Consider the following 13,423-nt stretch of genomic DNA (forward strand, 5'->3'; position numbering starts at 1 on the left):
GCGCCGCCGGCTCAAAATGGCCCTCGCGCAATCAAACCGAAGCGAAGTTCGGCACGATGTTGCATTGAAGATGCCTCGGAACAAGCGATGCGCTGTCAGCGGCTGACGCGCCACAGCGCGATCCAGCCCCGTTTCCGATAGCGCTGAGCGGGCATAAACCAATGATTGCGAGAAAACCTCTGCAGATGACCCTCGTCGCTTCTTCCCGGGGCTTTGGCCGCCCCAGCTTAGGCTGGGCACACCTGCGCGGTTGTGGCAGAATCAGAGCTCAGGACAGTACCTCCTCACCCAGCATTGGGCACTTGGAGGCTTCCGGTTGAACCCATCGTTTTTCGGTTCGACGCGCATGGATAACATGTTCCAAGTGCTATGGGAGGACGATGCCCGCATCTTTTGCCGGGCTTTGTGTCCTGATTCCGATGCCACCTGCAGAGCTGTATTGGCGGTACATCCCAAGGCGAAGCACGCTTCGTCCGGCATCCTCGATCGGCTCGCTCACGAGCTCGAACTGAAGGACCAGCTGGATGGCGCGTGGGCAATGCGGCCGCTCGGGCTGGAGTACGACGGTGGTCACCCTGTTCTGCTGCTTGAGTATCCTGGCGGCCAGCCGCTGGAGCAGTTGCTTGGTGAGCCCATGGACATCGAACACTTTTTGCGACTAGCAATCGAGATCGCGAGAGCCTTGAACAAGGTGCATCAGCGCGGCCTCGTTCACAAGGACGTGAAACCGGCGCATATACTGGTAAACTGCGACGACGAACGGATCCGGTTTTTCGGTTTCGGTATCGCTTCGCGTCTGGTCCGGGAGCGACGTGCGCCCGGCCCGCCCGAGTTCATCGTGGGCACGCTGCCCTACATGGCGCCCGAACAGACCGGGTGGATGAATCGCTCGATCGATTTCCGTAGCGACCTCTACTCGCTTGGTGTGACGCTCTATCAAATGCTGACTGGCTCGTTGCCGTTCACCGCGGCACATTCGATGGAGTGGGTACATTGCCATATCGCGAGAAAGCCGGTACCGCCCAGCGAGCGCGTGAGCGCTGTACCGATTGCAATCTCCGCCGTAGTACTCAAGCTGCTCGCCAAGTCCGCCGAGGAACGTTATCAGAGCGCGCTGGGCCTCGAGCATGATCTACGCCGCTGCCTGCATGAATGGGAAACCAGACGTCGGATCGAAGAGTTTGCACTCGGGCAATACGACACGCCCGACCGACTGCTGATCCCCGAAAAGCTCTATGGAAGAGACCGCGAGATTGAAATCTTGCTGGGGGCGTTCGACCGCATGCTCAAGAGCGGCGCGCCGGAATTGGTGCTGGTTTCCGGCTATTCCGGCGTCGGCAAGTCCTCAGTGGTCAATGAGCTCCATCATCGGCTTGTTCCGTCGCAGGGACTGTTCGCATCGGGCAAATTCGATCAGTACAAACGCGATATTCCGTATTCGATGCTGGTCGAGGCCTTTCAGAGCCTGGTGAGGTCTCTTCTGAGCAAGAATGACGTCGAACTCGCGAACTGGCGCCAAGCCTTTCATGATGCGCTGGGCGCAATTGGGCGACTTGTTGTCGACCTAATTCCTGAATTGCGGCTGATCATGGGAGAGCAGCCTGCCGTTCCTGATCTCCCGCCACCGCAGGCACAAACACGCTTTCGTCATGTACTCCAACGCTTCATCACGGTATTCGCACGTTCCGAGCATCCGTTGGTGCTTTTCCTCGACGATCTTCAATGGGTCGACGCCGCCACGTTGGACCTCGTTGAGGATCTGCTGACCCGGACCGATCTGCAATACCTGATGCTGATCGGGTCCTTTCGGGACAACGAGGTCGATGACGACCATCCGCTACGGCGTTGGCTTCAGGCCATACAGAACGCTGGCGCAAACCTCCGCCAGATCGTCCTTACGCCCCTTGCCGGCGAACACATTTCGCACCTGATTTCTGATGCTCTAGGCTGCGATTTGTTGCACGCAGCGCCGCTCGCGCATCTGATCCATGATAAAACGGCCGGCAATCCATTCTTCGTCAATCAATTCCTCCACGTACTCGCCGCAGAAGGCCTCGTCCGCTTTGATCACGACGCGAGGTGCTGGTGCTGGGATCTGGATCGCATTCACGCTAAGGGTCACACAGATAACGTCGTGGATTTGATGATCGCAAAGCTGGCACAGCTGCCGGCTGATACACAGAACACGCTGCAGGAGTTAGCCTGTCTCGGAACTTTCGCCGAAACCACGACACTCTCGATCATCCTCGGGCGCTCCGAGCAGCAGGTTCATGCGGCGCTCTGGGAGGCGGTTCGCCAGGAATTGATCGAGCAACAGGCCGGCGCCTACAGGTTTGTCCACGACCGCGTACACGAAGCCTGCTACTCGCTGATTCCGGAGCATCAACGCGCGGCGCTCCATCTCCGAATCGGGCGGCAGTTGCTGGCGCAGACATTCGGGGAGAAGCGCGAGAAAGCGATCTTCGCAATCGTCAATCAGCTCAACCGCGGCGCGGCCTTGATCACCTCGCAAGATGAACGCGTGCAGCTTGCGGAACTCAATCTGACAGCCAGCCTGCGCGCGAGGGCGTCCGCGGCCTACGCAGCATCGCTCCATTACTCCGAAACAGGTGCGGCATTGTTACCACACGACCATTGGGAGCGCTTCCAGCGGCTGGCTTTTTCGCTCGAATTGCATCGCGCCGAATGCGAGTTCGTGACCGGCGCTGCCGTTGAGGCGGAACAGCGCTTACAGGAGCTGACGACGCGAATCGCGAGTGCAACCGACCTTGCAGTCGTCGCACGCCGGCTGGTGGATTTGTATACGGCGCTCAGCAAGCCGGACCGCGCGGTTGGCGCCGGTCTCAGCTGTTTGGAGCAACTCGGGATTCGATGGCTGGCCCACCCAAGCGATGATCACGTCCGAGAGGAGTACAAGCGCGTGCGATCTCGCCTCGGAGACCGAGCCATCGACGAGGTGTTGGATTTGCCGCTGATGACCGACCCGCTTGCACTGGCCATGTTGGATCTTCTGACGGCCCTCATGCCGCCTGCATTCTTCACCGATACGAACCTTCGCTCGCTCGTCGTCATCAAAGCGGTGGATTTCAGCCTGGAGTGGGGGAACAACGATGCTTCGTGCGTTCCGTACGTCATGTTCGGCGCCATTGCCGGCGCCCGCTTCGACGACTATGAGGCGGGGCTTCGATTGAGCCGTATCGGCACTGAGCTGGTCGAGCGGCGCGGATTTTCGCTCGTTCAAGCGCGGACCTACCTGAACTATGGCAACCTTGTCCTTTCATGGACAAAGCCACTCCAGCATGCGCGAGACGCGTTTCGCCGCGCATTCGAGGCGGCGAGCAACAGTGGCGATATCACTTTCGCGGCTTTCAGCTGCGCCAGCCTGAATACCAATCTGCTTGCAGCGGGCGATCCGCTTGCAGAAGCACAACGCGAAGCCGAGCACGGATTGCGGTTGACCGAGAAAGCGAAATTTGCGCTTATCGGCGACATCATAAAGCCGCAGCTTGGGCTGATCCGGATGCTTCGTGGCCTGACGCGGCCGTTCGGCGCTCTTCACGACAACCAGTCCGACGAGCTTCGGTTCGAGCGACATTTGGCTGCTGATCCGGCACTCGCATTGCCTGAGAGCTGGTACTGGATCCGCAAGCTGCAAGCATGCTTCTTTGCCGGCGACTATATGTCGGCCGTTGCCGCCGCAGCCAGGGCTCGGACGCTACCGTGGTCACCACCTCAGCTATTCGAAACGGCGGAATACGAGTTCTATGCGGCACTGTCCCACGCCGCATGCTGGGATTTGGCGTCCCCCGAAGAACAGGAAGGGCATTTTGAAGCGCTGATGGCTCACCACCAGCAGCTCGAACTGTGGGCGCAGAATTGCCCGGAGAGCTTTGCGAATCGCGCTATCCTTGCCGGCGCAGAAATCGCCCGTCTCCAAGGCAGAGAACTTGACGCGGAGCGTCTCTTTGAACAAGCCATCCGCTCCGCCCGCGGCAACGGCCTCGTCCACCACGAGGGGCTCGCTTACGAATTGGCCGCGCGCTTTTACGGCACGCGTGGCTTCGAAGAGTTTGCGCGCATCTATCTGCAAAGGGCGCGCGATTGCTATGTTCGTTGGGGGGCGGACGGCAAAGTGCGGCAACTTGAGGATATCCATCCAAACCTCAAGGACGTGAGATCAGAGCCCGGCGCGATGAGCACCATCGGGGCGCCGGTTGAGCATCTCGACCTCGCCACCGTGATCAAGATGTCGGAAGCGGTGTCAGGCGAGATGGTCTTGGAAAAGCTCATCGAGACGCTTATGCACACAGCCGTTGAACAAGCAGGCGCCGAACGGGGTCTGTTGATCCTGTCGCGCGAGAACAACGAACCGCGCATCGAGGCGGAAGCCACGACAACCGGCGAGAGAGTGACCGTCGAACTGTGCGATGCAGCGGTGACCGAGGCTCTGGTTCCGGAATCCGTTCTCTATTACGTGATGCGAACCAGAGAGTGGGTTGTTCTCGAGGATGCTGCCTGCCAAGCTCCTTTTGCTACGGACCCCTACGTTGGTCAGCGTAAGCCTCGTTCCATTCTATGCTTGCCTCTGATCAACCATGGGAAGCTTATCGGAGCGCTCTACCTTGAGAATACACTGACGTCCCACGTTTTCGCACCGGCGAGAGTTGCTGTTCTAAAACTGCTTGCCTCACAAGCGGCAACCGCGCTGGAAAATGCGACTCTGTATCGCGATGTCAGAGAACGCGAAGCGAAGATCCGCCGTCTTGTCGACGCAAACATCATTGGGATCATCATCTGGGAGCTTGAAGGTCCCATTCTGGAGGCCAACGACGCGTTTCTGCGCATCGTGGGGTACGACCGTGAGGATCTCGCCTCTGGCCGCCTGCTCTGGACTGCCCTGACACCGCCGGAATGGCTCGACCGCCACGAACGATGGTGGATCCCGGAACTCAAGAAGATGGGGAGCGTACAGCCGTTCGAGAAAGAGTATTTCCGCAAGGACGGAAGCCGCGTGCCCGTCTTAATCGGAATGGCTGCGTTCGACGAGCAAAGGGACCAAGGCGTCTCCTTTGTCGTCGACCTGACGGAGCGTAAACGGTCCGAGGAGGCTCTGCGGGAGAGCGAAGAGCGTTTTCGTACTCTCGTACAGTTCTCTTTTGACGTGTACTGGGAATCAGATGCGAACCATCGCTTCATCCGCCAAGAGTTCGCCGAAACCCTTGCTGACGCTCCCGCCTCGGGCTCTGAAATCGGTAAAACGCGCTGGGAAGTGCCCTACTTGGAGCCCGACGAGGAGGCTTGGCGCAAACATCGGGAGATGCTCGATGCGCACTTGCCGTTCCGCGATTTCGAGCTCGCGCGCCCTACGCCCGACGGCCGCAAGCGCTACGTCTCCGTCTCCGGGATGCCGGTTTTCGACAAGACCGGGCAGTTCATCGGTTATCGCGGCGTCGGGCGGCACATCACCGAACAGAAGCGGGCCACGGAGGCCCTGCACGAGATGCAGACGGAGCTGGCGCATGCCAACCGCCTCGCCACCATGGGCGAACTCACGGCCTCGATCGCCCACGAAGTGAGCCAGCCGATTGCCGCGGCATCCATGAATGCTAGTGCGGCCGCGCGATTCCTTGACAGAGATACGCCTGACCTCGAGCGAGTCCGGGAATCACTGGGTTGGGTTATCGACGACACCGCTAGGGCTGGCGACATCATCCAACGAATTCGCGACCTGATCAAGAAAGCACCGCCCCGGAAGGATCGCTTGGACATCGACGAAGCGATACGGGACGTGATTGAGCTTACCCGCGGTGAAGCGATGAAGAACGGCGTCTCGGTTCAGACGGCACTTGCAGACAGCTTACCGCTTGTGGAGGGCGATCGCGTCCAATTGCAGCAAGTGGTCCTTAATCTGATTGTCAATGCCGTCCAGGCAACGGGCACTGTGGCGGACGACGTCAGAAGGGTGCTTATCACAACCAGTGAGGTCGGCCCTGACCGTGTTCTTGTCGAGGTGCAGGACTCGGGACCGGGGTTGGGGGTGGAAAATCTCGAGCACGTCTTTACCCCCTTTTACACGACGAAGCCGGGCGGGCTCGGGGTGGGACTGTCCATCTGCCGTTCGATTATCGAAGCTCATGCCGGGCGCTTGTGGGTGACCCCTAACCTGCCCCGCGGCGCGACTTTTCACTTCACCGTGCCGGTCCGTCCCGCAGACGCTTCGTGATGATCTCGGGGTTGCCGTTTCCAACTTCTGCGCAAACGGATCGAGGCGCCCTCCGAAATGCATGTCAAGGCGCCCGCCGTGTTGAAGGCGATAATGACCGTGCAGACGCCTATGTCACATTTCCAATCCTTGCAGCAGTCGCGATTGGACTCGTCGTTCACCTTGCGCTCATGACTACAAGCTTTGGCGTGGTCGCGCGCGGCGCCGGTGGTAATCCAAAGGCGCTCGCCCGAGCCGGCTGGTCGAGGCTAGGCACCAGGGTCGTCATGTACATGATCGCCGGCTTGTTTGGTTTGCTGCCCGGACTGGTGTTACTCGGCCTTACGACCACGGCAGATGCCCACGTCGCCGACCGCTATACGCTTTATTCGATCGCCGCGTCATTCTCGGCGGTGGCGAGTTCATCGGAGGCAGGATCACTCCCATTGGTGCCGTGGTCGGCGCCCCGACGCTGGCGCTGGCGGGCGCCTTCCTGATCTTTCTGCGGATTTCCCCGGACTGGCAGATCGGAGCCCAGGGCGCGGTCCTCATCATCGTGCTGGCGCTGCGGGCACTCGCGGTCACCAGGGAGAAAAGCACATGAAAGGCCTTCTCGGCCGACTCGGTAGTCAACCTTGGATTGGCTCCTTCCTTGCCGCCGTTTGGATCTTGGCTGTCGTGTTCGCGGGAGGACACGGCGGCGGTGAAATTCTCTCTTCGGCGCTCGCCTTCGCAACGTTCTGTTGACGTCTTCAATTCGCCTAGTGGCCCATCGCGTCGGCTGGCACAGCGCAGCGGCATGTCCGGACCCCAGCGCAAGCCGGAAGTCACCGGCTGAGGGGCAAACGGACGCGATTGGACCCGGAGCAGAAGCCGCGGACCAAGACGGTCCGAGCCCTGACCGGACACCAGCCTACGAATCCGGGGATCCGAGTTCGAATCTCTTGGGCGCGCGCCACTGCATCGTTCAGGCCATGGGACGGGTCCCATCGGCTGGTAGGTGCATACTTGTCCTGCGATGACGATGACAGGTTTGGGCCTTGCGGATACCTCACCAGTAAACGTCCGATCCGTCGACTAACAGTGCCTTACTAGGCCAACTCAGCAAGTAGCGCGGCGGCTTCTTTGAGGTCGCGCGTATCGAAGCCTCCGGTGAAGCAGCGGAAGATGGGCGAGAGCAGGTCGCGGGCGTCACTGCGCTCGCCTTGATCGCGCCACAGACGGGCCAGGCTGGTTGCGGCGCGCAATTCCCAAAACCTGGCGCCCTGGTGCTGCGCTGTTTGAAGCGCGCGGCACAGCCAGCGTTCGGCATCGTGTCGATCCGACTTGGTGATCAGCGCCTCGGCCATGAGCCGATACAGCTCCGCCTCGTACCACCGCTCGTCGGTTCGCTCGACCACCTCCAGGGCTTCATTTAACAGGCTGATCGCTTCAGCGGATCGGTTCGCTCGCCTGTGCGCTTCCGCCAGAAGACCAAGATAGTAATACGGCCATGCAGTTGCTGCCGTCGGGGACGCAGCAAGGTGCTGTAGGCGGCGTCCTGCACCAGCGCGTGCTTGAAGGTGTACGTGGCATCCGGCGGCGTCCCGCGCCGGAACACCAGCTCGGCGCATATGAGCTGCTCCAAGATGCCCTCCAGCTGCGGTTGCGACATGTCGGCGACCGCACTGATCAGCTCATGGGAAAACTGACGCCCGAGCGTCGCTGCGATCTGCGCCACTTCTCGAGTGGGCGCCAATCGATCAAGACGGGCCAGAAGCGAGGCCTGGAGCGTCGTTGGGATCGCCAAAGGAACCGCCGGCCCGTTCATGGAGTAATGGTCGCCGGCATCGGTCACCCATCCGCTCTCGACGACAGATTTGGTCAATTCCTCGATGAATAGCGGGACGCCATCCGTGCGATCAATGATCTGATTGGCAATCTCCGGGGGCAATGTCTTGCCCCCGGTTACGTGCGCGATCATCTCGGCGCGGTGCCGAGGGGGCAGGCGGTTGAGACTGAGCAATGTCACGTGCGGACGGCCGATCCAGGGCGGCGTGAACTCCGGTCGAAATGTGAGAATTATCAGGACCCGCAGCGTCGCGGCGCGGTCGATGAGCAGATCCAGCGACTCCAGCGTGGTGGGGTCGCTCCAATGGATGTCTTCCCATAGCATCAGCAGCGGCTGCCGTGCCGCGAGCCCTTCGACCTGCGCCACCTGCATTTGAAGCGTTTTCTGTTTGCGCTTCTGCGGCGTGAAATTGAGCGGCGGGTAGCGGTCGGCGATCGGTACGGACAGCAGGTCCGCCAATAGCGGGACGGCTTCGCTCAGCTCCTGGTTTGCCACAGCCAATACCGCCACAAGCTTATCCAAGCGGGTCTCGGCCGTATCCTCGCGTCGAAATCCGGCCGCCTGCTCGAGCTGGGTGATGCTGGGATAAAGCGCACTGTGCTGATGGTGCGGCGAGCAGAAATAACGCAACCGCGTGTGCGGCTCCTCGCCCAACTGCTCCAGTAAGGTTTGTGCGATGCGCGATTTGCCGATGCCCGGCTCGCCCACGATCAGCACGACGGAACCGTCGCCGGCCTTGGCCCGTTCCCAGCGGCGCGTCAACAAAGCGATCTCTTCCTCGCGACCGATCAATGGCGTGCTGGTTGCGCGCAAGGCCTCGAACCGGCTGCCGATCAGGCTCGCACCCAAGACCCGCCAGAGCTGCACCGGATAGTCGATTCCCGCGACTGGCAATGTGCCCAGATCGCAATAATCGAACAGGCCGCCGAGCATGCGGCGCGTACCGTCTGCGATGACAACCGTATTCGGTTCGGCAAGCCCCTGGAGCCGTGCCGCAAGATTAGGGGTTTCACCAATGACCGCTTGTTCCTGGGCGGCGCCCTCGCCGAGCAGATCACCGACGACTACGAGGCCCGTGGCGATACCGACACGCACCTGCAACGAGGTCGCCGGGCCCGCATCGAGCTTGGCCACAACCTCGATCAAGGCAAGGCCCGCGCGCACCGCTTGTTCGGCATCCTCCTCATGGGCCTGCGGGTAACCGAAATAAGCCAGCACGCCGTCACCGAGATACTTGGCAACAAAGCCGCCCGACCCGCTGATCACCTCCGCGCAACGGCGGTGATAAGCGCCGATGATGTCGCGCAGCTCCTCTGGATCGAGCCGCGCAGACAATGCCGTGGATCCGACGAGATCAGCGAACATGACCGTGAGCTGGCGGCGTTCGGCTTCGGGAGCCTTGCCACTCGAGCGGTCCGGGACGACCGAGTGATCGGCCGTGCGAAGTGGCTCGGCTCGCAACCCGGCGATCGCATCGAGGAGAATACGGCGATGTCCAACCGCCGTCACACCGAGGTCTTTGAGGTCCTCGGCGGTCAGCTTGGGCAGGATTGCCTCATCGATCGCGTTGTCCCGGAATGCCTGCTCGTAGCGTTCCAGGCCGAGGCCGCGCAGCCAGGCACAGATATCCACGGCATTCACACACGCACACGTGGCCGAACTCATCCATTGGCTATAGCCGCCGCCACGTCGGCCGCTACGTTAGCCGTGCGCCGTCGGTCGAACCGCTCGCGGACCAAGCCGTCGCACCAGAATGAGATAGCTCAGTTTACCCCACCCCATGGGGCGAGACACGTTTTTTTGGCTCGAGAAGCGCTGGGACCCGCGGACCAACCCCGGAGCGAGCCGTGAGGACTGCCCAGAGAACGACCCTCAACGTGACGATCCCACCGACGCTTCTCGCGCTCGCCGACGGGGTGATCGAGTGAGAAGGCTACTTCCGTTGTGGTCCTTTGCGACTTGCCCGCCTGTTCTGAGAATGGCCGTTCACCGGGGTAGACCGGAAGTCGCCGTGATCCGATCAAACCGACGCGATGGACCCCACGGGGCCTTTCGTCAGGCAATAGAGTCAGTTGTCAGACGTCGGTGCTCCCCATACTCTGGCGCCGGAGAGCGCCATCGAGAATAGTTAGGCAACGGAGGGAACATGGCATTCAGATTAGCGACTCTTGTTGTTTGCTTGCTGCTTGCCATTCCGCGCAACTCGATTGCGGGAGAGACGCTTGATGATGTTGCCATGGATGCGATGCACAAGCATTTTTCAGAAGCGTACAATCGTGGTGATTTGGATAGTATGGCCGTGACATTTGCAGAGAACGCTGTTCGGGTAACGCCCAGCGGCATCTTTCAGGGGCGGGACGCCATTCGCCAGAGTTTCAGCGACGCCCTCAAGCTCGGTCTGCATGACTATTCGGTTCAAAGAACCATCTCGCGTCCCGAAGGCAGCTTCGTTTTCAACGCGGGAACATGGCAGGCCAAGGTAGGAGATCGGTCGTTTCACGGCTATTATTCGTCCATCCTTACTAGCGAAGGTGGACAGCCGAAAATAATCGAAGAAACGGTTGCAGTTGCCGCCCCCTGATCGTCTTGCGTTGATCCCGCAGAAGCGGGACCGCAGCTTACACTCCTGGCCCGTGTGAGACCTACCTACCGTTCCGGTGATCGTCCGCTTCTCGGGCGAGACCTTGCTGAAGCACGGTCACACTGCCAAGACGAGAATGAGCGCTCCAGACATTAAGTCCGTGCGGCTAATTCGCTGGCACTGAGCGGATCCCGGTCGATCCGCTCCGAGGCGACGACGATAATGTCCGGAAAATGGCCGGTAAGGCGACCGTCACGCGGACCTTGGCAGCGGCCGGCGAAGTGCCTCAGCGCTCGAGCCGGGACACCTGCTGACGGTTCAACCGATCCAGGGCGTGCACCAATTCGTCGCCGTCGAGGACGGCCCGCAGCCGCCGCAAGGTCTCGACGGGATCCAGAGAGCCCATTTGGTCCTCGCTGAGGACTCGTCGAGCGTCCACCACCGCGCAGAGGAGGCCATGCGGAAGATCGTCCGCGACCATATTGCCGACTTGCAGCGGCTCGCCAAGGCGCTCCGTAAATAGGTCGGGGCTGTTGGCTCTTTCGGCCTCAACGCTGCCCGGCGATACCCGAAATAATCTTGAGGAGCGCATCCGCTCCGGCGAGCGCATAGCTATATCTCAGATATCGAGTGTCGGCCGAAGTTGGCCGCCTACGGACCCTGCTAATTTAGGCGGCTATCTCAGCCCCTACATCCTTCCCATTTTGATGTCCGGGGTGCCTCGCAAAACAAATCGCGACTGCGGGATGGTCATTCATGATGCATACCTTGGCGCTGATATTTATATCGCGGGCGCCCGCGCCAGGTTTAACAGTCTCTTGGCAAGAAGGGCCAACGCATAAAGATCAAGGACTTTTAACTGCGGAGCGACATTCAACAGCAGCGCAGGTGGTGACGCTGCTTGCCGTTGGCATGGGAGCTGGAGCTTCCGAGAAGCGCATTAAAGCAGCAACCGGTTCGCTTTGGGCGTCAGCACGTAACGCTCGCCTCTTGTCGTACCGCGTCCGCCGCTCATCGCGTCGTGGCGCGGCTATTTCTGCACAGCGAATACCCAAACCACCCCGCCTTGCGGCACGTTGTTTTCAACCCCGACGTTCTGGGTGGCCAGCGCATCCTGGATGCGTTGCGCGTCGACGCCCCAGCCAGACTGGATCGCGATATACTGGGTGCCATCCACCTCATAGGATACCGGCATACCCATGATGCCTGAGTTGGTCTTCAGCTCCCACAAGAGTTCGCCGCTCTTCGCATCGAAAGCGCGGAAGTTGCGATCGTTGGTCCCGCCGACAAAGACGAGATCGCCCGCGGTCGCCAGTACCGAACCGAACAGTTGCGATTTCGGGAACTTGTGAGACCAGACTTTCTTGCCGGTTGCGGGATCCCAAGCCTGCAATTCGCCAATGTGTGTGGCGCCGGGACGGAGCGTCAGACCGATGTCCTCAGGCTTGGTGCCAAGCCATAGTTCGCCAGGCTTCAGCGCAACCTTCTCGCCGGTGAAGCCGCCGCAGGTGCTCTCGTTGGCCGGCACATAGACGTACTTGGTCCTCTGGCTATAGGCCGCCGAAGGCCAGTCCTTGCCGCCCCACAGTGATGGACAGAACTCGACCCGCTTGCCGATCACCGGCTTGTGCGCGGGGTCGACAATCGGCTTGCCGGTCTCGGGCTCGATCCCTTTCCAGACGTCGGTATGAACATAGGGCCAGCCGGCTACGTAGCTGATCTTGTCCGGCTGACGCTCCAGGATCCAGAAGATCGCGTTGCGACCCGGATGAATCAGGCTCTTGACCGTGCGGCCATCTCTTTGCAGGTCCACCAGTATCGGCGCCTCTACTTCGTCCCAGTCCCAGGAGTCGTTCTGATGGTACTGGAAATGTGTCTTGATCTTACCGGTATCGGGATCAAGGCCGAGCACGGAGCTCGTATAGAGATTGTCACCCGGGTGTGCGTCTCCCGGCCACGGCGCAGCATTGCCAATGCCCCAGTAGATGGTCTTGGTGTCCTTGTCGTAATTGCCGGTCATCCAAGCCGATCCGCCGCCGGTCTTCCAGTCGTCGCCCGTCCAGGTTTCGCTGCCGGGTTCACCGGGCGCTGGAATGGTGAAGGTGCGCCACAGCTCCTTGCCGCTATTGGCGTCAAAGGCCACGACGTAACCACGGACGCCGAGCTCACCGCCCGAGCCGCCGACAATGACTTTGCCGTCGACGACGAGAGGCATCAGGGTGAGATACTGACCTTTCTTATAGTCCTGGACTTTGGTGTCCCAGACCACCTTCCCGGTCTTCGCATCGAGGGCAACCACGTGATCATCGGTCGTGGCCAGATAGAGCTTGTCCTGCCACAGACCGACCCCCCGATTGGTCGGATGCAGCTGGAACAAATCATCTGGTAGCTGGCGCTTGTAGCGCCAATACTCTTCGCCAGTCTTGGCGTTCAGCGCGATCACTTGGCCCATCGGGGTGGTGACGAACATCACACCGTTGTTAACGATCGGCGGCGCCTCGTGGCCCTCGATCACACCGGTGGAGAAGGTCCACACCGGCCTGAGATTCTTGACGTTGGAGGTGTTGATCTGCTCGAGCGGACTGTAACCCTGTCCGTCATAGGTCCGCCGATACAGCATCCAGTTGCCGGGTTCGGGATTTTCCAGACGGGCCTGGGTTACCGGGCTGTAATTTTCAATCGGCCCGCCGAATGCGGCGGCCGAGAAAAAGGTCGTGCACGCAACACAACCGGACAATAGCCATTGCCTTTTGGTCATGGACGTCATCTCCCTAAGCTCTTTCTCTTGCAGACCATAAATAATGCGACC

At 60.5% G+C, this 13,423-nt stretch carries 6 protein-coding genes and 1 pseudogene; 3 read left to right on the top strand and 4 right to left on the bottom strand.

All coding sequences use genetic code 11. The annotated features are described in order from the left end of the window. Positions 1 to 346 precede the first annotated feature (346 nt). The gene (locus IVB01_RS10895) at positions 347 to 6,223 is read left to right on the top strand and encodes an AAA family ATPase (protein WP_247494527.1); all 5,877 of its coding nucleotides are present in this window, start codon (positions 347 to 349) and stop codon (positions 6,221 to 6,223) included. 66 nt (positions 6,224 to 6,289) lie between these two features. After that, positions 6,290 to 6,806 (top strand): annotated as a pseudogene (locus IVB01_RS10900) (ABC transporter permease); the annotation flags it as partial. Between the two features lie 487 nt (positions 6,807 to 7,293). Here the strand turns inward: IVB01_RS10900 and IVB01_RS10905 are convergent. Beyond that, positions 7,294 to 7,602, bottom strand: coding sequence for a hypothetical protein (locus IVB01_RS10905; RefSeq protein ID WP_247494504.1), 309 nt, complete (start codon positions 7,600 to 7,602; stop codon positions 7,294 to 7,296). 14 nt (positions 7,603 to 7,616) lie between these two features. Then, entirely contained in the window at positions 7,617 to 9,665 is a 2,049-nt protein-coding gene (locus tag IVB01_RS10910; RefSeq protein ID WP_247494505.1) for an adenylate/guanylate cyclase domain-containing protein, read from the bottom strand. 514 nt (positions 9,666 to 10,179) lie between these two features. Between IVB01_RS10910 and IVB01_RS10915 the strand changes: the two genes are divergently transcribed. After that, complete coding sequence (locus tag IVB01_RS10915) at positions 10,180 to 10,614, top strand: nuclear transport factor 2 family protein (RefSeq protein ID WP_247449097.1); 435 nt, start codon at positions 10,180 to 10,182, stop codon at positions 10,612 to 10,614. 286 nt (positions 10,615 to 10,900) lie between these two features. Here the strand turns inward: IVB01_RS10915 and IVB01_RS10920 are convergent, their stop codons facing one another. Next, positions 10,901 to 11,224 carry a hypothetical protein gene (locus IVB01_RS10920; protein WP_247449096.1) on the bottom strand — a complete coding sequence of 108 codons (324 nt, stop codon included), beginning with the start codon at positions 11,222 to 11,224 and terminating at the stop codon, positions 10,901 to 10,903. Positions 11,225 to 11,644: 420 nt separating this feature from the next. After that, on the bottom strand, positions 11,645 to 13,372 hold the full coding sequence (locus IVB01_RS10925) for a methanol/ethanol family PQQ-dependent dehydrogenase (protein WP_247494506.1): 1,728 nt from the start codon (positions 13,370 to 13,372) through the stop codon (positions 11,645 to 11,647). Between the last annotated feature and the right edge of the window lie 51 nt (positions 13,373 to 13,423).

This window comes from Bradyrhizobium sp. 164, assembly GCF_023073715.1.
In the GTDB taxonomy this organism is placed as follows: domain Bacteria; phylum Pseudomonadota; class Alphaproteobacteria; order Rhizobiales; family Xanthobacteraceae; genus Bradyrhizobium.